Genomic DNA, 20850 nt, shown 5'->3' with positions numbered 1-20850 from the left:
TCTGTCTTTTTGCTCCAAATGGGATCGATTGGAAGACCAAGGCAATGTCAAAAAGTGAGTGATGCCAATCCCTCTGGTTTTATCAAACTGTTATTAGTGACAATCGGATTGTATCGCAATCCTGCAGGAGGTATTTTTGAAAAAAGAATACGCCATGAAAAGATTCTGTTCGCTCTTTCTGATTGCACTGGTTTCATTTCCAGTTCTTACTTTTTCCCAAGAAAAGAAAGAGCCCATAGTCATTTTAATTTCGCTCGATGGCTTTCGATACGATTATGTGGAGCGGTTTAAACCAGAAAATCTCAGCCGCTTCATAGCCAGTGGTGTGGCGGCAGAAAGTATGATGCCGTCTTTTCCCAGCAAGACTTTTCCCAATCACTATACGATCGCCACCGGTTTGAAGCCTGAGCATCATGGTTTGGTAGACAATTCTTTCTACGATCCCAAGAAAGATCTAACCTATGGGATAGGGAAAAAGGAAATAGTGCAAGATGGAACTTGGTATGGAGGAACACCGCTTTGGGTACTTGCAGAGCAAAACAATATGGTCGCAGCAAGTTATTTTTTTGTAGGTTCTGAAGCGGATGTACAAGGGGTACGGCCGAGCTACTATTATGATTACGATGGGAATGTAAGCAATCTCTCCAGAGTAACTGAAGTGTTCAAATGGCTGGAACTTCCAGAGGAAAAGCGACCAAGGTTGATTACCCTGTATTTTTCGGACATGGATGATGTAGGTCATAGATATGGGCCTAGCAATGATGAAAGGCTGTCCGAAAGGTTGACTCAGCTAGATCATGAGTTGGGTGCGCTCTTCGAGGGCATCAAAAGCTATGACTTGGATATCAATGTCATCGTGGTGTCTGATCATGGAATGATGGACGTTACACCAGATCACTTCCTTAATTTGACTGATCTAACCAAGGGTATTCCCGCCAGAATCGTGAATAGTGGTGCGCTAGCCCATGTGTATCTGGAAGACCAAAAGGACAAGGAGAAAATCATAAAGCAGCTGGAAAAGTCTGAGCTTCCGATTCATATCACCGATGTGGATGATAAGGAAAACTACCAGGATTTGATGTATAAGGATAGGATAGGTGATATTTTGATCATTCCTGACCGATGCTATTACTTGGCTTGGGAGACCACACTTACTCGGATGCAAGACAATATGGATAGGTTAGATACGGATATTTTTGGAGAACATGGGTATAGCCCAGCATACAAAGACATGCATGCTATCTTCTACGCTAATGGTCCTGCTTTCAAATCAGGATTGGAAATTGAAACTTTTCAGAATATCCATGTGTATCCTTTAGTATGTAAGATACTGGGGCTTCCGATTCCTGAGAATATTGATGGTAAACTGGAAGTGCTAGAACCAATTTTAAAGTAAAAGATGGATAAGATTGATATAAGATCGAGGAAGGAAGTTGATTTTTTGGTAAGACGTTTTTATGATCAAATACGCCAACACGACACTTTGGGGCCGATTTTCAATGGAGTAGTTAAAGATTGGGACACGCATCTAGTGCACCTAAGTGATTTCTGGGAAATGATTTTGCTTCAAACTGGACCCGGTGCAGGGCAATTCAATCCGGTAAAAGTTCATCGCCAAGTTGATGCCGAAGTGAATAACAGCATAGAGCAGGCACATTTCGGTAACTGGTTGGAACTCTGGTTTCAGACTTTAGATAGGTACTTCGAAGGTGAGACGGCCAACTACGCCAAAGAACATGCAAGGCGAATGGCGCACATGCTTTTTATGAGGATTTGGGAAGCGAGAGTTAAGTAGAGGGCAGTTTGCGGTCTCAGTTTTCAGTCACAGCCTTGGTGCAAGTTTCCTGACTTTGGCCTTTTTCAGTGCATGCTTCAGGCTGCTGTAGGTGAATATAGGCCTTATGACCACAAGACCGTCTTAGGTCTTCATTACGTTAGGTCCAAGTCAATAAACTTGAATCAAAATGTGCGGAAGTGCCTTTGGGGACAATCTATGGGTAGAAAAAGGATTAATCCGAAAATTAGCTGTGCTATAGGTACAGCTCTGTAATTGGCCTAAAAAAAGTATCTCATGAGAATTGGTGGATTATTTTTAGCTTAAGGAATCTTTAACACTATCCCGAAATCATGAGAAGAATAACCTTAGCCCTATTTTTTATTTCCATTGCTTTTTTCGCTCAAAGTCAAACCGTCAACCTCTTTGATGGAAAAAGTCTAGCTGGTTGGTATATGGATGTTCCGGATCTGCAGGCGGATAGTTCTTTACGCATTCCATTTATTATTAGAGATGGTCTGTTGGTGAGCTTGGGTACTCCTCAGGGACACCTGATCTCCGAGGCTGAGTATGAAAATTACACATTGGAACTTGATTATCGCTTTGCAGGTGAGCCTGGGAATTGCGGAATTCTGGTTCATGCATCTACTCCACGAGCGCTTTACGGTATGTTTCCTAAGTCAATTGAAGTCCAGCTGATGCACAGTAATGCAGGAGATTTTTGGTGTATTGAGCAAAACATAGAAGTGGAGGATATGGAAGCCAGACGTGGACCAAAGGAGAATTGGGGTGTGAATGGCAAGAAACTGAGAAGAATAAAAAACCTCACCGATGATTCCGAAAAGCCCCTGGGCGAGTGGAATCATATCAAAATCCGCTGTGATGCCGATAAGGTCACTGTGTGGCTAAATGGTGATTTGGTCAATGATGGCTTTAATGCAACAGCTACCCGAGGTAAAATAGCCCTGCAAGCCGAAGGAGCAGAGGTAGAGTTTAAAAATGTGATGCTGACAAAGCTTTAACCTTACACGACAGTACCTTAATCAATAGAAATAGTGGGTATGAAGTCCTGAAAATGTATACCTTAGAAAGAGTTATGCAGTCTTGAAAAGGCTTATAGATGTAGTTTAATTTGTTTTTTTAGCTTAAAATCTAAGAGTATGAAAAAGTTTTTGTCCCTCATTTCTTGTTTCATTTTTATTTCTTTTGCTGCAATCGCACAGCAGGAAGAGTTATTGTTTGATTCAGAAGATATCTTAGAGGTTAGCATGAAGTTTTCAGTGAAAAAACTTCGCAATGAAACGAATGATTCCACACTATTGGATTCTTTTTTAATTTATACCACCCCAGCTGGGACCCAAGACACCTTGGGTGTGGGGCTTAGGGTCAGAGGAAACTTCCGTCGGGAAAATTGTTTTTATCCCCCAGTCAGAATGAGGCTAAATAAGAAAGAAGGAAAAGGGAATATTTTTGATGGCAGCAGGAATTTGAAAATAGTTTTTCCTTGTGCCACTAATAATAATGCTGAGACATTTATAGTAAAAGAATATCTCTGCTACCAACTCTATGAAGAAGTGAGTCAATACACATTTAAGACACGGATGATCCGGATCAACTTTCAAAACGAAGACGATAAAAAGGCTCGTACTGAACAATTTTTGGCGTTTTTGATTGAAGATGACGATAAGGTTGCCGAGCGTTTTGATGCTGAGGTGTTGGAAAATAAGAAAGTAGCAGGAACTTTTTTAGAGGATTCTGCAGCAGTTCGTCATGATCTATTTCAATACATGATTGGTAACACAGACTGGTCGAGTCTATACCAGCATAACATGAAAATTTTGAAGCTGGACTCGAAAACTGCAATTCCCCTGGCCTACGATTTTGACATGACCGGCATGGTAAAGCCACCTTATGCGCAGGTCAGTAGTTTAGTTGATATCAAGGATGTGAGCCAAAGATTGTATAGAGGGTTTTGTAGGGATGAGGAACTAATGAATGCTATAAGAGATGAGTTTTTGAGCAAAGAGCAGGTTCTTTTGGATAATATTCAGCAGTTGGCACATTTGGTGTCTGATCAGGAGGTTAGGAATATGACTAATTATATGGAAGAGTTTTTTGATGTGATGAAAGACGATCGACTATTTAAAATCAATATTTTATCTGCCTGCAGAACCTCCGAGTAGTTTTTCTAGTTGATCAATGACTAGAAAGGTAAAATTGATTAAATGGCTTTTATTTTCTGCTAGTCTATACTGATTAATTAAAGACAAAAAGCACCAGTAACCACCGATTTTAATGGCTTGGAAAAAAGAGAAAACAGAGGAGCAAGTTGCTGAAGAGCATCAGAAGGAGATTGATAAAGAACTGCGAAACTCAAAGTCTAAAAGCGCAGACTCATTAAAAACGCATGGTGAGATATTGCGTGATCAGATTATCGATGCGCTGGAGACCTATGACAAAAGCTACCAAAGTTTGTTTACCAGTTCGCTCACTGCCGGGCTGGAGATTGGTTTTAGTTATTTGATGCTTTGCACCTTGTATTTCTTTCTCATTGGCAAGGTGGAGGACTCTTCCATAATTAGAATTGCCGCATTGGTCTATCCGCTTGGTTTTATTTTGGTGGTATTGGGGCAAAGCATACTTTTCACTGAGCAGACGGCACTTCTTACCCTTCCTGTATTGAACAAAAAGCGCAGTATAGGTAGTATGCTGAAACTGTGGGGAGTGGTGATCTCGGGTAATCTGGTGGGAGGTTATATTATGTCGGGTATTCTCCTGTGGCTCGGGCCTCATTTAGGGATTTTTGACAGGGACGTAGTTGTGGAGATTGCGAAGCATGTACTGCATGTGAAGATGCAGGTGGTATTCGTCAGCGCTATTCTTGCGGGCTGGTTGATGGGCTTGCTATCATGGTTGCTGGCTTCTTCCAGAGACACGATAAGTAGGATTGTAATGATTTTTGTGATCACCGCAGTAATGTCTTTTACAGGGTTGCACCATAGCATTATCGGCAGTGTAGAAGTGTTTTCCGGTATGCTGAGTTCTCCTGATATCAGCTTTTGGGATTACCTCTCTTTTCAAAGCACGGCTTTGGTTGGTAACGCATTTGGCGGGGCCACTTTTGTAGCCTTGCTGAAGTACAGGGCCTTTGTATTCAATATTGTAGCAAAGAACTGAGTTAAGGAATATTAACTTAGGTAGTTAGTTTGTGCTAATTATATTCAGGGATGAAAAGACTTTTACTTCCCTTAGTTGTCATGCTGTGTTATTTTTCTTGTGGCCAAAGAGAGCAGACTAGCTCGACAAAAGCCAATGATTTTCATTTGGAGATTGTCGATTCGATTAGAATTGATTACTTGGGAAATTTGTGGATTCAAGATTATGATTCTATCTCCAAGGAATATATTAGTATTACTAGGGTAGATCAAGAGCTAGTAATTTTTGATCAAAAAGGCCAAGTGACATCAAGTTTTGTGATTCCATTAGAAGGGCCTAATTCCATTCAGGGTATTTTTTCCCTGTCCTATAGAGATGGTGAAATACAGATTTTCGATTCTAGGAATGGTTTTCATTTCCTCACCCATGATGGAATTATTGAATCGAATCTACCACTTCCATACCCATACATATTTGTTAATAACAAGATCCATCCAGCATTTTATCAAGTGAAAAATCAGCTAGCTTACCTCAGGCCCGAGCGATCTGATAGTTTAAAAGGCGGGACGATGGGTGGACTTGTAAAATACATGTATGAATTACCCATTGTGGAGCTTTATGATAGCTTGTCAGGGAGTATGTCCCATACTATCAATTTCCCTAAAACTTCTATTTATGCGGACGGTAATTATTATTTCATCCCATTTCCGACTGTATCTAAGCAAGGTGATTTCTGGTATTTATATTTTATGAATGAGCTAAAATACTTTGTGTATAAAGAGGATGGGGAGGAAATAGTATTGCAGAGGACTGTCGATATGGAGGTGAATGATGCGATCCTACCAGTAGGAGTTCCGTTTTCAGAGGCAGAGAATTACTCGATAGGTAATCAACGACCGGGAAAAATTGAGCATTTGTATAGATATAAGGACAGAACGGTTGTGATTTATTCGAAAGGGATCTCCCAGGAGACGATACTACTTAATCAAACTGATGCTAGTGTTGTTTTGGTAAATGAGAGTTATGCAGCTGTTTTTGACGATAATAACAACCTTTTACAGAATGGGATTCCAGTGCCTGAGGGTTTGGTTTTTAGTCGAGCAATCACTGAGAAAGGAGAAATTCTAGCTTTAAAAAATCAAGATCATTTTGGAGTGGAAGATGATTTTGTAACCTACTATAAACTGAAACTTTTAAATTAGGTGCATGAGAAAAAATCCTTTCATTTTATTTCTTCTTTTTGGCAGTTTGAGCTTATTGGTGAGTTGCGGGTCAGAGTCTGATAACATCACAACTCCTCAGGAATTGGTTTCTGATGGACAGCTGGTTTCCCTACCTATAGATAGTCAGACTTCGAATGTAAGCGCAGGTTTGGTGCCGTTTCAGGATGAAAATAACTTGTGGTTATTCAATGTGAATCACACGAATAACGAGATTCAACTTTACGATTTGGAATCCAAAAAAATGGAGAAGAGAATGGTCTTCGATGTAGAAGGGTCGGAGGGAGTTGGTTTTATTCAGGGCATTCATGTAGAGAGTTTGGATAGCATTTTTCTTTTTGACTTTCCATCCAAAAACCTTCATCTTGTCGATACCAGTGGAGCTGTTCTCTTCAAAATTAAGTATGAGCCACCTGTTGGACATAGTCCAGCTTTCATTCATAATGCACATTTTATTACTGATCCAATCTTGTCTGGTAATCAATTACTTGTAAAAACAAGGCCTGAAGTTGAATTGGCTAAGGTGAAGAGGGAGGATCTTATTGATAAAAAACTAACCTATTCAATTGATCTTAAATCAGGCGCAGCTAGACTTTCAGCAATGAGGTATCCAGAAGATTATCTTTCAGAAGGTGTAAAGCAATTGGATTTTAGTATGGCTAGAGCGGGCGATAAACTTGTCTATTCCTTCATATCTGATCATAAGTTGTATGTCTCTGATTTGAAAGGGAATCCTAAGGACACTGTTCAAGCAAAAAGTCAATTCTTGACTGCCGGCTTCGAAACTCTTTCTGACGTAACAAATAGAATAGCAACTCAAAAGTTCTTATACGCCTCAGATCGCTACGAGCGCCTATTATATGATGAATATAGAGGAGTTTTTTACCGCTTTGTCTTTCCAAAAATAGAAGTCCAAAATATAGAGGAAATCAATCAACTCAGAAGATTTCCACGGAAGTTTTCCGTGATGATTTTAGATAAAGATTTAAATGTGTTAGGCGAAACGCTGATGCCAGATAATACCTACTTCCCTGCAAATTCCTTCGTGAGCAAGGATGGACTTTTAATCTCAATCTCTCATCCAGACAACCCAGCAAATGAAGAAGATCTGATGAGTTTTGAGGTGTTTAAACTGAAGGAAGTGGAGTGAGGTAGGATGTTTGGTGCCCGATGCCGGATGGCCGGTGCTAGATGTATGATGCTTGATGTCCGGAGGAAAAGCTGGTAGACAGGAGACCGAAGACAGAAGTAGCCTCCTTCAAAACGCTTAGCTAAATCTTTAATGCTTGCGTCTTTTTGACCAAAAAAAAAGTAAGCTAAATAGGAAATGGTTAACACTAAAATTGACGATACTTCGGTCTCCTGTCTTCGGTCTTCAGGCTTTTCTACTTCAACTTCACCAGCGGATAGTTCAATCCATTCACTAAGTTTTTTACTACTACATATTTGTCCAAATTCTTGAATAACTCTGTGAGGTTACGGAAGCCATAGGATCTGGGGTCAAAACTGGGGTCGATTTTTCTCAACGATGCCCCGATCTTGGCAATGTGGATTTCCTCTTCTTCATCCGAAGAGATTTCAAATGCCTTGTCAATGATGCTTAGATCCAGTTCCGCGGTTTCTTTCTCAGGTAGTTCTTTTTTGATTTCCTCGTTCACGACCACATTCTTGCGCGTGGTGGAGGTTTGTGATTTCTCTGCTTTTTTAGCAGTTGATTTTGGCTTTTCCGCAGGCAAAAGGTTTTCTGCATAGGTGAAAATTTCGCAAGACTGCACAAAGGCTTTTGGAGTAATCCTGCGTCCAATTCCCATCACAAACATGCCTTCTTCACGGATTCTTTTAGCCAAACCTGTGTAATCTGAATCCGAGGAAACGATGCAAAACCCATCCACACTGCCGCTGTGCAGGATGTCCATCGCATCGATGATCATGGAGCTATCCGTAGAGTTTTTGCCGGTGGTGTAGGAGAATTTCTGGATAGGACTGAAAGAATGAAGGTTAATCATTTCCTTCCAGCTGTTCATATGTGGTGTGGTCCAGTCCCCGTAAATTCTACGGATGGTGGCCTTGCCGTATTTGGAAACCTCTTCGAGAATTTCCTTAATCAATTTTGCTTGTGCATTATCCCCGTCTATGAGGACTGCGATGTTGAATTTGTTGTTATTCATGTATAAAAATATAAGTTATTGCCCTTAAGGTAGCAATTAGTACGCCGAGGTTGGAAATTGGAAAGGAAACATTAGGAAAGAGAGGTGTGATTAGCAGTATTTTTCCTTGTCTTATGATTCCGGAAGGATAGAGAGACTGTATTGATGTTGTTAGGGATGACACGAACAACGGCGGAGCGATTGGGCTGTGTGTTGAACCTCTGTCGGCGTGGATTGTGTCTCGCAAACCACTTGACAATGGATTTGAATTACAAATTCTAGAAAAATTTAAAGTGTAGTTACTAACTCACCTAATCGAATGCTTTGACTTCGCTAAGTGGAGAACTTCTCTTACTTTAAGGGTTTGGTCTATGTTCGAGAGGGAGTTACTTCCGGTTGTTGTACGGAATTGCATTTAGGTCAAGGTTTGAGCTTCGCTTGATGAGGATTTATGGATGTTAATTTCATCATCTTCTAATTGTTTAAGTCTTTTATTAATTAACTCAGTCATTTGAACATAAAACTTATTAACCTCCTTATATTTCTCAAGACTATTAACTCGGCTTGCCTCGATGAGCTGTAGTAGTTTCTTATTTAAATTTCCTCTAATTATGGAACACTCATGGCTATCTGTTTCATGCTCCAATTCTAAGTCGCATTTTGAAAAAAGGAAAAATATCTCATTAATAGAATTTTCAATAATTCTCTCGTGATTAATTATTGATATGATTAGATTATATTTTAAATTTACAAATTCTTTATCGTGTATAAAAAGGGTAAGGTGTGCCTCGGCTAAATCACATTCGTATTGTCTTCTTGATAATTCTCCAAACACCAATTTTAAATCTTTGTAGTTGTTAAGATTGTATTGTGAGAATTTGAATCGAATTAGAAAATATATCCACGCCGAAATATGTTTGTTGAAGCTGAAAATTGCATCACGTTCAGCATTTTTTAAATTAAGTATATGCTCATTTCTAAAAGAAGTTTTAGCTTTTAATAATTCCATTTGCTCTAATAAATCATATTTAACATTTTCAACGATACTTGTTATTTCACCAATATCCTCTTTGGTTGCTTGGTTAGCTCCTTTAGCTTCGAAATATTTTGGTAAAAATCCTTTGAATATATAGAGTATTAACAGTGAAATTAATATGGATGCGAAATTGTATAAAAATTGAGAAATATCCATTAAGAGAATTTAAAGAGAATAAAGTTTTATTAAGTGATTATATGATATCTTAGTGTGGTTGTTGTTCTGGGGGTGTTTAGTTAAGTGTATTTTATTGAATATTTATTGGTTTTGTCTAAAAGCACTCGATTTATATAATTCAATTAAGAGTGGATCATGGAGTTTTTCTTGTGGTAAGTTTTTGAACAAACAATATTTTTCAACAAGAGGCTTGAATTTTTCAATCCCATTTACACTTAGACAATTGTAAAAAAGGAATAGTAGTTCAAAATCAGATAACTGAGCTCTCACCATCGATGTGTAAGAATATTTAATGTTAAAATCTTCTGTAGGTTCGCTGTTAAAATTTGCCTCATCAATGAATTTAATGATTCGGTATAGGTTGCGAAAATAATGGCCAAAATCAGTTTGTATGATACTGTATATGTCCAAGTAATGATCAAGGTAACCTTTATCTGGTTGTTGTTCTATAATACCCGACAGTTCAATGAACCATTTTTTAAATACGTCTCTGCCTTTAATTGTTACATGTTGATATGTGCTTTTATCTGAATGAGATGCAGATCTTCCCCAGGGTTGTCTGGTGGTTCCAGAAGTAATTTTTGCTTCTATTTCATCAATTCCCTCAACGATTTGATGATGTAATGAAAGTAGATTGAAAAAAGTGTTTTCAAATTTCTGCAACTTTAAGGTTTCGTTTTGTTGCTTCATTTCTTTTTTTTGCCCGGCAAGTTCAAGTCGTGTGTATTTGACTTCAAGTTGGCTATACATTATTTCTAACTGTTGATTCAGTAATTGTTGCTTTTGGCCTAAAAAGGCGACATAGATGAAAAATAATCCTGCTAGCGACCAAATAGAAGAAACTGTTCCTGCCATGAAGTCTCCTAATAAATTTAGCCCAAATCCTTTTTCAGTGTTTGTACATAAATAAACTATGATTGAAAAAACTCCTATAAATATTCCTGCCCATACAAAAACCCAAGCCCAAGTGGTGTAAGTCCCGATCTTTGCAGCTAATATTTCTAAATCTTTCTCAATTTTCTCTTGCCTCCCTTCAATTTTTGTGGCAGCCTTGTTAATTTCTTTTTCTAAATATATCTCAGACTTCATAGTAAGGTGATGTATATTAAAAGTGAGGATTTTCAAATTAAAACAATCCTTCTCAAAATACCTTCTCTTCCCTTCTCCTCCAAACTTTAGTTTTAGGAAGGTCAAAAGTTGTCTGAATATTTTCTCTGGACAGTTGCCAAGGTCCGGTCTGTGAGGACACAGACCGGGGTTATCTTACTAGTCATTATTTATTTTATTCCTCAAAAAAAAGAGCGCCTCTCAGCACTCTCATTTAATATCTATTAGATTTCCTTACCCCAACTTCTCCTTAAAAAACCCAATCGTCCTTTCCCAAGCCAATGTCGCAGCCGCTTCATCGTAGCGAGGCGTGGTGTTATTGTGGAATCCGTGATTTACATCTGGATAGATGAAAGCTTGATTTTCCACATTATTTTCATTCAATGCTTTTTCATACGCTGGCCAGCCGGCATTTACCCGCTCGTCCAGTCCTGCAAATTGTAGCATGAGTGGAGCTTTGATTTTTGCGGCCTCCTCTGCTGATGGCTGACCTCCGTAGAAAGGAACAGCAGCATTCAAGGTTGGAATGCGAACCGCCATCATATTGGAGATCCAGCCTCCGAAGCAGAATCCTACCACACCGATCTTGCCATTGCAGTCAGGGTGCGCTTTCAAATACTCATATGCAGCGATAAAGTCCTCCAGCATTTCATCCCGGTCTCGTTTGCTTTGCATTGCACGTCCTTCATCGTCATTGCCTGGATAGCCACCCAGTGGGGTGAGCGCATCCGGCGCCAAAGAAATAAAACCCGCTACAGCAGTTCTTCTTCCCACATCTTCTATGTATGGATTCAGGCCTCGGTTCTCATGCACAACCACCACTCCAGGCACTTTACCATTCATTCCTGCAGGAGTAGAAAGCAATCCTTTGATCTTGCCTCCTCCTTTTGGAGAATCGTAGGTGATGTAGTTTGATTCCAAGCGAGGATCATCTGCTTTGATGGTACGAGTGTCTTCATAGTTTGGCATCATCGCACTCATAAGCGCAGCAACCGTTACGCCTCCTACGGCATAGGCGGATAGTTTTTCTATGAATTGCCTACGCTCCAGTTTGTTGTGTGCGTATGCATCGTATAGGTCAAATACGCCTTGGTCTATGTCTTCTTTTTTTAATTCCTTCATTGTTTTGGTGTTATGGGTTGTAGTGTAATTTACATGAAATAAGTACAAAGTATCAAGTATTAAGAACCAAGAATCAAGAGCCAAGAATCGAGAATCGAGAATCAAGACATTAGAAATTAGATATAGAAAACCCTTTAACCCTTCGACCATCCACCTTTCAACCTTTCAACCTTTCCCCTTTCTCACCTTTCAGCCTTCAAACTTCATACTTTAGATTTCATACTATTCTTCCGAACTTGCACGCACAAATCATTGACTATTCCCTTGGCTTCAAAAGTTCTATTCATCACCCCGCCTTTTACTCAGTTGAACACACCGTACCCAGCGACGGCTTATCTGAAAGGATACCTCAATCAAATCGGTGTGGCTTCTAATCAGGTGGATTTGGGAATTGAGGTGATCTTGCAGCTTTTTTCAAAGGCTGGATTGAATAGAATCTTCCAGGAGATAGAAGCTGATGAGCCGGAATTGTCTGATAATGTGGCTAGAATCCTGCGCCTGAAGGCAAATTACCTGCAAACCATAGATCCTGTGATTGCTTTCCTACAGGATAGAAATCCTACGCTGGCTTATAGAATAGCTGAGGGAGATTACTTGCCTGAGGCCAGTAGATTCGAGCAATTGGATGATTTGGAATGGGCTTTTGGTACGCTGGGGATTCGGGATAAAGCCCGGTATTTCGCGACTCTTTATTTGGAAGATATCGGTGATTTGATTTCTGAGCAGATCGATCCGCATTTCGGCTTCAGCCGATACGCTGAGCGATTGGGCATGTCAGCCAATACTTTTGATGAGATGCAGGAAGCACTGAATCAGCCTTCCGGTTTGATTGATGAGTTGCTTTGTGATTTATTGGAGCAAAAGATTCAGCAGTACCAGCCTACTTCTGTTGCCTTTTCAGTTCCTTTCCCAGGAAATCTTTATGGGGCTTTCAAATGCGGGCAATACCTGAAAAAGCAGCATCCAAACTTAGTGCTTTGGATGGGTGGAGGATATCCAAATACAGAATTGCGCTCGCTCAAAGAACCTCGGGTTTTTGATTACATGGACTTTATTGTACTTGATGATGGAGAAGCGCCGATTCGGTTGTTGCTCGATCATCTGGATGGGAAGATACCTGTTGCTGAGCTGAAGCGAACCTTTACCCGAATTGACGGTCAAGTGACTTTTTGCAATAATCACAGGGTAAAAGATGTAGCCCAACGTGAAGTGGGTACGCCGGATTACAGCGATTTGCTGATTCGGGATTACTTATCCGTGATCGAAGTGGCTAATCCCATGCATAGACTATGGTCGGATGGTCGTTGGAATAAGATGACCCTGGCGCACGGCTGCTACTGGGGAAAATGCACTTTTTGCGACGTGTCACTGGATTACATTGGGAGATATGAGCCGATCACGGCTTCCATTTTGTGTGATCGCATAGAGGAGATTATCGCTCAGACGGGCGAAAATGGGTTCCACTTTGTAGATGAAGCGGCACCACCTGCTTTGATGCGGGATCTGGCGATAGAGATTCTTCGCAGAGAACTCTCTGTGGTTTGGTGGACAAATATCCGTTTTGAAAGCAGTTTTACGGCAGACCTTTGTCGTCTCTTCAGAGCTTCTGGATGTATTGCGGTTTCTGGAGGTTTGGAAGTCGCTTCTGATCGCTTGCTGAAAATGATCAAAAAGGGTGTGACCGTCTCTCAGGTCGCCCAGGTAACCAACCATTTTACCCAAGCAGGAATCATGGTTCATGCGTATTTGATGTATGGTTTTCCTACCCAGACGGCTCAGGAAACAATTGATTCTCTGGAAATGGTGCGACAGCTGATTCAGGCTGGAGTGATCCAATCCGGTTTCTGGCATCGTTTCGCCATGACTGCACATAGTCCAGTTGGTCTGGATCCAAAGTCTTTTGGAGCTATTAATCTCATGCCTACAGCAGGTACTTTTGCAAATAATGACCTGCCTCATGATGATCCTACGGGTGCTGATCATGAAATTTTCGGTGAGGGCTTGCGCAAATCACTTTTCAATTACATGCATGGAGTCTGTTTCGATGTGCCGCTTCAGGATTGGTTTGAGACCAAAGTACCCAAAACTACTATTTCTAAGAATTACATAGCTCAAGAAATCAATAACGAGCCAGCTCCAGAATATAAAGATCGAAACAGAATTCTTTGGATAGGGGCTCAACCCGAGTTGCAGATTTTCGAGGAAGATGATCTTTCCGAGTTGATTTTTTCAGGGAAAAAGGAAGATTTCGCCATGGAGATCCCGCTGGACTTGGGACGGTGGGTTGCTGATTTGCTAAGTACCGTTGGTTATGATCAAAAACTCAATACTCTCAAGCCAATTCGGGAAAGCTATGAATCTCAATTTGGAGACTTTGAAGAAATGCTGGAATCCGAAGTCTGGGAAATCCTGAGAGAGCAAGGATTGTTGGTGTTTTAATAGCTTTGATTACTGATCGTGCCGTTGGCACTCTAGCAGTATCATTGGTTTCATTTCTTTAACCCAGAATTGTATTCTGGGCTTTTACGGCCTTGGGTTTGGCAAGTGGCATTATCAACGTATTTTTTTGTGCTAACGGTACAATCTGTAGTAGCCCCGAATACAGCGAAGCGAATTTTGGGGAAAGAATAAGTGAAAGTCACCCAAGATTGCCAACGGCACGATCTGTATTAACAGAGTCCATTCAAGAAATTTTTCATTTTCCCAATTCGGGAAATGGATCTTGTCTCAAAACGGGAATATCTTACCCAAAGAAAAAACGGAAAGCTATCAGGAAGTGCATGATTGGCATAGTAGGGAAGGTTGTATAGATGTTTTGAAACAAAAAATTGCTATGGCACAACTTGTGAATTGTTGCCATAGCAATCATTTTAACTACTAAACTTTCCCCTTCATGAACAATCTTTTCAAAGGACTAATCGCAGGCTACGGAGCTTACAAACTAGGCGGAGGTTGCCTAGGAACCATCTTGGTATTTGTGATCATCTTTATGCTACTAGGGCAGTGTAGCTAAGAGTATACTCCACCACCAACTTTAAACCACTTTTCCCATATGAGGATCTGAAATGCTGTCTTTTCCGGTTTCCAACCTTCCGGCGTAGGTAAATTTCAGATCCTTATTTTCTTTATCCGCAAGGGTGATCTGATACCATCCTTTGTGCTTTTTTGTATCGACTTTGAGACTAGTTTTCTTACCAGCAGGCAGCTTAATTTCCTTCCTGAACTTTAGGTAAATCTCGTCCTTTACAAATAGTGTTAGATTGGAAGCCGAAGTATTATTAATTGTCAGTTCTAGCTCTTCGGTAGCTTTATTGTTTTTGAAAACTGGTTTAGCGCTCAATTCTACTTTCTGCGAAGGATTTGAGCCTTTGAATTCCCTGTAGAAACCATTTGGCCCATAGACACGAAGGTGATATAGGCCATTTTCGAATTCGGAAACTGGCCACTCGTAGCTAATGCTATCCCCAGACTTCACGGCAAATGCCCAAGTTTTCACCGGCTCAAACTCTTTCGTGTCCTGATTCCAATAGTTGCCAGGTGCATAGACGTTGAAAGCCGAACCTAATGCCTTATCACCAAAAACCTCTTGGGATGCAGTAAATGTGATGATGAATTTCTTGCCGTCTTTGCTAACTTTTCCATCTGCATGTAAATCGTACTTCAAGCCATTGGAAGGCTTAGTGCCTGGTTCCTGTGCCGCGAAAACAGTAGAATTCGCTTGGTTCTGAGCTTCTTTCTTAACCTCCTCTGGAGTTAGCTTTTTAAAGTTGGTGGGAATGTTCTTGAATTTCGCATTGTAGATCTGCTTCACGAACTCTTCTTGGTCTATAGGATCAGCATGTTTTATCTTCTCCCCATTGTAAGGTCGGAAAGCCGAAGTCAAATCTCCGCTTACTGTTCTTCTCCAAGAGCTGATATTCGTCTCTTCTATCTTTTTTCCTGTCTTTTTCGAGAGGAAAGTTTCCAGAAACTGTAGGGTAGAAGTGATGTCGCAAACTTCAGAGTTGACCCAGCCACCGCGAGACCAAGGGGATGCGATGATTAACGGTACTCTATATCCAAGCCCAACTGGGCTGGTTCTCGCATTTTCAGGTTTAAACCCGTCGCGGATTTCTTCCTCGGCTGTCACATATTCTCCAATGCTGGAAAGTCCTTCAGACATTTTCCCATTAGGAGAATGTGGATTTGGTGGGACAAAAGGAGGGATGTGATCGAAATACCCGTCATTTTCATCGTAATTGATGATGAAGATCGTCTTTTTCCATACCTCAGGATCCTCGGTGAGTATGTTCATGATTTCCGAAGCATACCAAGCTCCATACCATGGCGCGCTAGGGTGATCAGAGAATTTTTGCGGAGCGACCATCCAAGAGACAGTAGGAAGTGTTCCTTCTTTTACGTCTTTTCGGAATTGATGCAAAATATCTCCTTTTGGGATTAGCGTCTCGCGATCTTCTCCATTCTCTTGGTAAGAAAGTTTTTCCGTTTTATGATAATCAGGGTCGCCAGTATTTGTCTGAAAGGCCTTTTTATGCAGGTTTTTAGAGCGCTCTGAGAGTTTTTCAAACTCAGTAGCATTCCACTTTTTCAAGTAGATATTCAGGTAAGCCAAGCCATCTTGCTTTTCTTTCAATTCTTTTTGAAGCTCCTCGAGATTGGTTGGGTTACTTGCCAGTTTTACCTTGAGTGCTGCGATTTCGGCAGGAAGGGCCTTTTCTCTTGCCTGGAGAAAGAGGTAATGTGCGGGATGAAAACCTGTATTGAACTGTGAAAACCACTCTAAGTTGTTGTCTGTGAAATTCGCCAGAAGTGACTCGTCTTCACCTTCCAATTCTGTGGTGATACTTAATTCATTTTGGTAGACCTTCCAAGAGATGTCATTTTCCTCCAATCGCTCAGGGAATGTCTTCCAATTCCCTTCTTTCCCATAGGTCAATTCCCCATTTCGCACTTTTGCTTTTTCCCCATCTTCTCCATGTGTTTTTCCTGTCCAGAAATAGCTCCTATTCGTAGTAGTTCCAGTTAGAGCTGCGCAAAAGTGCTGATCACAGACGGTGAAAGCATCTGCAAGTGCATAATAGAAAGGCAAATCTTCACGACTATAGAACCCCATTGTCAGTGGGATATTATAATGTTTTTTACCAGGTCTTTTAGCCTCTATCCAATTGTTATATTTTCCGTCATTTCTGGCATCTACTTGATTTTCCCAAGAGTGAGGAGTGCCGCCCATCCAGGTTGCATTTGTGTCTTTGATGTCAAAGCGAAAAGGCGCAAAGCGATTTCCTTCTTTATCAGGCTGAAGCCAGACTGGGTTTTGGTCAGGAAGAGAAATAGCTCGGGGGTCATTGAATCCGCGCACACCTTTCATGGTGCCAAAGCAGTGATCAAAAGACCTGTTTTCTTGCATCAGCATCACCACGTGTTCGGCATCGTAAAAAGTTGTTCCTGGCGCTGCTTGAATAGCCATTGCGCGTTGCACAGCCATAGGCATCGAGCTCCATATACTTGCTCCGCCTGTTACCAAGGCAGCTTTCTTTAAAAATTCTCTTCTTGAATCGTTCATTTCTTATTGATTTGAAGGATAAGTATAGGGACTTTTTCCATTTCCGATAAGTAATCAATGATTTCCTTTTTGTTATGAATTTGAGAGGAAATGGCTAATTTGAACTCTTTCAAAGACTTACCTCGGATCGGTAAATTATTTTGTAAATTCAGGACGAACAATTTTATTGAAATGGAAGAAATTTTGGAGCCTAAAAAAGATAAAACAGAAAGAGCAACTCAGACTTTTTTCCGTGTGACTTTCATGAATAATTGTAACCTGCTTCAGATCGCAGACAATAAAGCCAATATTGTAATCAGCATCAATGCGCTGGTGATTTCCTCAGTAGTTGCGATTATAGGCTACGGTACGCTATCCCATCAATTTGATTACGAAAGGACAGTTACTTTGATACCAATTATGGTTTTGATTACTACTTGCTTGGTGTCTACTATCTTGGCGGTGCAGGCAGCTAGACCCAAATTTCTGGGTAAGAGAAAAAATAATGAAGAGGAAGTGAAGTCCAGCATGATGTTTTTTGGAGTTAGTTCCAACTTTACCCTTCAGGAATACCTCACAGAACTGGACGAAATCTTACCATGCAAAAAACAAGTTCAAGAGCAGATGGCTATTTCCTTATACTATCAAGGAAAGGTTTTAAATAGAAAATATAAGCTTTTGGCGCATGCTTACACTGTTTTTATCATTGGTTTGGCGATAGGAGTGATCACGTTTTTTATTTACTTAATCGCTTTGTAATATACTCGAAAGCGCACCATATCGCATTCACGTAAGTAACTAGTAACGCCCGTTTTTCACGCAAAGCTTTAACGAATCCCCTCCACATTTCCCCTAATCATTTAAGGTTCTCATGTGATAGTTTATGCTTGCGCAAATGCAAGAATCCAGATTTTAAGAATAAGGAAAGTAATATTAAGATGTTTTGTAAAAGTGGTATTTGCTATTGAGCAATGAATGGGGCTTATTTCAATTTTGTCATCAAAATAATTCCCGTAGACCAGTCCATTTTGGTCATACAAAAATCTTCTCGTGCTTCTAGAGTTGATACTAGCTTTTTTACTTTTTGGGCATGGCCATCAGGCCAATTTGGTTGCTCATTCATATCATCGATAATGTAGATGCCACCTATTTTCACCAATTCCAGCACCTTGTCCAAATCGCTGAATTTTCCTGGCCATGCATCAGCAAAAATCAAATCAAATTTATCTCCTGAATAGTTATTGATCCATTCTGAGCCGTCTTGACATAGGATATCTACTCTTGGATCTAGCATGAAAAAATGGCTCACTATTTCTGTGAGTTGCGGATCAGTGTCTATGGATATGATATTTCCACAATCGTCCATACCATCGGTCATCCAAGAAAGCGAAAGCCCAATTCCAGTCCCAAGTTCAAGGAAATTTCCGCAAGGTTTGCTCGCTACTAGTGATTTCAGTAGTGTCCCTATGTAAATATCGGAAGGTTTATCAAAGCCTATTTCTTGACATTTTGCTTCAATAGTAGCATGTGCTCTAGGTCTATTAACAATTGCTGAAAGATTCATCTAATAAAAATTTTAAAGTTGGTAGAGTTCGAAGACCCAAAAAGTAACGTAAAAATCCGCTTTCGCGGATTTAAATTTAGTAAGTATATTTCACATATACCCTCTTTTGAAGACTTTGCTCATCAGGATTTAACAATGGAGGTGCAGGAGCTCCATCTGCATTGGTTCGCATCATTTCCATTTTAGCATAGGCCACAGGAATTGGGTGAGAATCCAATGAGACTCTGTGTACTCGGATGGATTTGATTCCCAATGTCTGGGCGATGAGTTGTGCACGGCTTTCTGCATTTCTCAATGCTGCAGCAAGCAATTCGTCTTCTAGAGACTTTTGAGTAGCTTCTGAGATCTGAAAATGAAGATTAAAGCTCATGTCTCCAGCTCCTTGGATAGACTCTACAATTTTCTGCAAATCTTCATTTTTGCTGTTAGTCACCACCCGTAAAGCTTGACGTGCTACATAGCCTGAATCCCGTTGTACACCACTTCGATAGATTCGATTCACATCTACAGAATAATTGTCTGCAATTAATTTATAATCCTTGATTTTAGCTTTTTTCAAGGCGTCAGCGAGTAATTGCGTTTTCTTATTGATCACTGCAACGGCATCGGTAACTTTCATTGCTTTTTCTTCCAGATTAATTTGGAAAGTCGCTTCGTCAGGTGCGATCTTTTTTTCGCTAAACCCTTCCACTTCGATCAAAGGAATAGTCATATCGTCTTGCGCAAAAACTGGAACGGCTAAGAGTAAGGCGAATAGTATGGTTAAGTAATTTTTCATATCAGTTTGGTTAGTTACGACTACATGTATTCAAAATGGAAGCCAGTTTTATAAATCAAAGTGTCAATTAAGGGAAATTAAGGGAATGGGAATTCAAAACTCAATCTTCACTTATCATTTTCAACGTTGCCAACTTCCTAATTAAAAATTCCGAAATAAGAGATTCCTACTTCCAGTCCAGTGCTTCCATGGTGTTCAGCTCTGGGCCTCCACCGCGTTTGGCACTTCCAGCTGCCACATAGAGCTTGCCTTTGTAGTAGATCACTCCAGTGCCATGTCGCCCTCGATTCAAATCAGGAAGGCTTGACCATTCGCCAGTTCGAGTATCGAGAACTTCAACCTCTGCATGAGAGGATTCTTGCACTGTACTTTCACCATTCATCACCAGTAAATATTTTCCATTTCCAATGGATGAAGTGCCTCCTCTTGGGGTAGGCAAACCTGCCTCTACTGTATTCCAGGAATTAGTTTTGAAATCAAAGAAATCAACCTCGGGAATTACCAAATCCAGCACTTTTCCAATTTCGGCGTGAGAAGTTCTCCCGCCAGCTGCATAGATTTTATCCTCTACCAATACAGCCCCAAAATGATCTCTGGGTCTTGGTGCATCCGGAAGAACTGTCCATTGGCCTGTTTTGGTATCATACTCGTCAAACCACGGAACAAAGTCGGCATAATGTCCATCGACGATACCGCATACCAGGTAGATTTTATCACCACGAACTGTTACTCCAACTGAGCCTCTTCTCCTATCTTCAGGAATTTCGGCTCCCTGTCGCCATTCATTTGTTTTTGGATTGAAAATCAGAAAATGGGTCAATGGCGTTTCGTGAGGATATCCACCTGTTAAGGCTCCAATCACGTAGATTTCATTTTTGAATGAGATGGCTTGAAAATGATGGAATTCCATAGGAGCCATTGCCATTGTCTTCCACATGTTAGTTTTCGGATCGTATTCTTCAATAGGTTTTATCCCACGTCCGCCTAAAAGATAAAATTTACCATTGTTCTCTACAAAGGAATTTTCATGCCTTGGAAGGGGGAAGTTTTCTGTTTCTATAGTCGTCCAGTGATCCTTGGACTGAGAAAATGCTGATACAGCAATAAGGAGAAATGCTAGCGTGAAAAAGGATTTCATAGGATTGGGTCGTTTTATGGAGTTCAAATTACTGAATTTGGAATGGTTATTATAATAGTCCGGTGATCAACTTTCTTGCACCCTCCAGG

General features: G+C 40.5%; 17 protein-coding genes. 9 read left to right on the top strand and 8 right to left on the bottom strand.

The window, feature by feature from the left end:
* The first annotated feature begins 154 nt into the window (after positions 1 to 154).
* From QOL76_RS19070 to QOL76_RS19040, 7 genes are all read left to right on the top strand, one after another.
* The gene (locus QOL76_RS19070; protein WP_283414556.1) at positions 155 to 1396 is read left to right on the top strand and encodes an alkaline phosphatase family protein; all 1242 of its coding nucleotides are present in this window, start codon (positions 155 to 157) and stop codon (positions 1394 to 1396) included.
* 3 nt (positions 1397 to 1399) lie between these two features.
* Complete coding sequence (locus tag QOL76_RS19065; RefSeq protein WP_283414555.1) at positions 1400 to 1795, top strand: group III truncated hemoglobin; 396 nt, start codon at positions 1400 to 1402, stop codon at positions 1793 to 1795.
* Positions 1796 to 2127: 332 nt separating this feature from the next.
* Entirely contained in the window at positions 2128 to 2796 is a 669-nt protein-coding gene (locus tag QOL76_RS19060; RefSeq protein WP_283414554.1) for a 3-keto-disaccharide hydrolase, read from the top strand.
* A gap of 138 nt (positions 2797 to 2934) precedes the next feature.
* Positions 2935 to 3957, top strand: coding sequence for a hypothetical protein (locus QOL76_RS19055; protein ID WP_283414553.1), 1023 nt, complete (start codon positions 2935 to 2937; stop codon positions 3955 to 3957).
* 112 nt (positions 3958 to 4069) lie between these two features.
* Entirely contained in the window at positions 4070 to 4951 is an 882-nt protein-coding gene (locus tag QOL76_RS19050; protein ID WP_283414552.1) for a formate/nitrite transporter family protein, read from the top strand.
* Positions 4952 to 5001: 50 nt separating this feature from the next.
* Complete coding sequence (locus QOL76_RS19045; RefSeq protein ID WP_283414551.1) at positions 5002 to 6132, top strand: hypothetical protein; 1131 nt, start codon at positions 5002 to 5004, stop codon at positions 6130 to 6132.
* 4 nt (positions 6133 to 6136) lie between these two features.
* The gene (locus QOL76_RS19040) at positions 6137 to 7300 is read left to right on the top strand and encodes a DUF4221 family protein (protein ID WP_283414550.1); all 1164 of its coding nucleotides are present in this window, start codon (positions 6137 to 6139) and stop codon (positions 7298 to 7300) included.
* Between the two features lie 235 nt (positions 7301 to 7535).
* On the opposite strand, the gene QOL76_RS19035 is transcribed toward QOL76_RS19040, so the two are convergent.
* From QOL76_RS19035 to QOL76_RS19020, 4 genes are all read right to left on the bottom strand, one after another.
* Positions 7536 to 8318 (bottom strand): NYN domain-containing protein, encoded by a 783-nt coding sequence (locus QOL76_RS19035; protein WP_283414549.1) that lies wholly within the window; start codon positions 8316 to 8318, stop codon positions 7536 to 7538.
* Between the two features lie 394 nt (positions 8319 to 8712).
* Positions 8713 to 9489: a hypothetical protein gene (locus QOL76_RS19030; protein WP_283414548.1), complete on the bottom strand. Its 777-nt coding sequence runs from the start codon at positions 9487 to 9489 to the stop codon at positions 8713 to 8715.
* Positions 9490 to 9591: 102 nt separating this feature from the next.
* Positions 9592 to 10599 carry a putative phage abortive infection protein gene (locus tag QOL76_RS19025; RefSeq protein ID WP_283414547.1) on the bottom strand — a complete coding sequence of 336 codons (1008 nt, stop codon included), beginning with the start codon at positions 10597 to 10599 and terminating at the stop codon, positions 9592 to 9594.
* 252 nt (positions 10600 to 10851) lie between these two features.
* On the bottom strand, positions 10852 to 11739 hold the full coding sequence (locus QOL76_RS19020) for a dienelactone hydrolase family protein (protein WP_283414546.1): 888 nt from the start codon (positions 11737 to 11739) through the stop codon (positions 10852 to 10854).
* Positions 11740 to 12003: 264 nt separating this feature from the next.
* Here QOL76_RS19020 and QOL76_RS19015 point away from each other — a divergent pair, with 264 nt between their 5' ends.
* On the top strand, positions 12004 to 14178 hold the full coding sequence (locus QOL76_RS19015; protein WP_283414545.1) for a B12-binding domain-containing radical SAM protein: 2175 nt from the start codon (positions 12004 to 12006) through the stop codon (positions 14176 to 14178).
* Between the two features lie 595 nt (positions 14179 to 14773).
* On the opposite strand, the gene QOL76_RS19010 is transcribed toward QOL76_RS19015, so the two are convergent.
* Positions 14774 to 17302 carry a phosphocholine-specific phospholipase C gene (locus QOL76_RS19010; protein ID WP_283414544.1) on the bottom strand — a complete coding sequence of 843 codons (2529 nt, stop codon included), beginning with the start codon at positions 17300 to 17302 and terminating at the stop codon, positions 14774 to 14776.
* A 171-nt stretch (positions 17303 to 17473) separates the two neighbouring features.
* Between QOL76_RS19010 and QOL76_RS19005 the strand changes: the two genes are divergently transcribed.
* Complete coding sequence (locus QOL76_RS19005) at positions 17474 to 18040, top strand: Pycsar system effector family protein (protein WP_283414543.1); 567 nt, start codon at positions 17474 to 17476, stop codon at positions 18038 to 18040.
* A gap of 223 nt (positions 18041 to 18263) precedes the next feature.
* Here QOL76_RS19005 and QOL76_RS19000 read toward each other — a convergent pair whose 3' ends face one another.
* The 3 genes from QOL76_RS19000 to QOL76_RS18990 all read right to left on the bottom strand — a co-directional run bounded on the left by QOL76_RS19000 (position 18264) and on the right by QOL76_RS18990 (position 20761).
* Positions 18264 to 18845, bottom strand: coding sequence for an O-methyltransferase (locus tag QOL76_RS19000; protein WP_283414542.1), 582 nt, complete (start codon positions 18843 to 18845; stop codon positions 18264 to 18266).
* 76 nt (positions 18846 to 18921) lie between these two features.
* Entirely contained in the window at positions 18922 to 19623 is a 702-nt protein-coding gene (locus QOL76_RS18995) for an SIMPL domain-containing protein (protein WP_283414541.1), read from the bottom strand.
* Positions 19624 to 19789: 166 nt separating this feature from the next.
* Positions 19790 to 20761 (bottom strand): Kelch repeat-containing protein, encoded by a 972-nt coding sequence (locus tag QOL76_RS18990; protein WP_283414540.1) that lies wholly within the window; start codon positions 20759 to 20761, stop codon positions 19790 to 19792.
* Positions 20762 to 20850: the final 89 nt, after the last annotated feature.

This window comes from Algoriphagus winogradskyi (assembly GCF_900182815.1).
In the GTDB taxonomy this organism is placed as follows: Bacteria; Bacteroidota; Bacteroidia; order Cytophagales; family Cyclobacteriaceae; genus Algoriphagus; species Algoriphagus winogradskyi.
The sequence above is the reverse complement of the archived record's forward strand: the minus strand, read 5'-3'. Positions and strand labels throughout refer to the sequence as shown.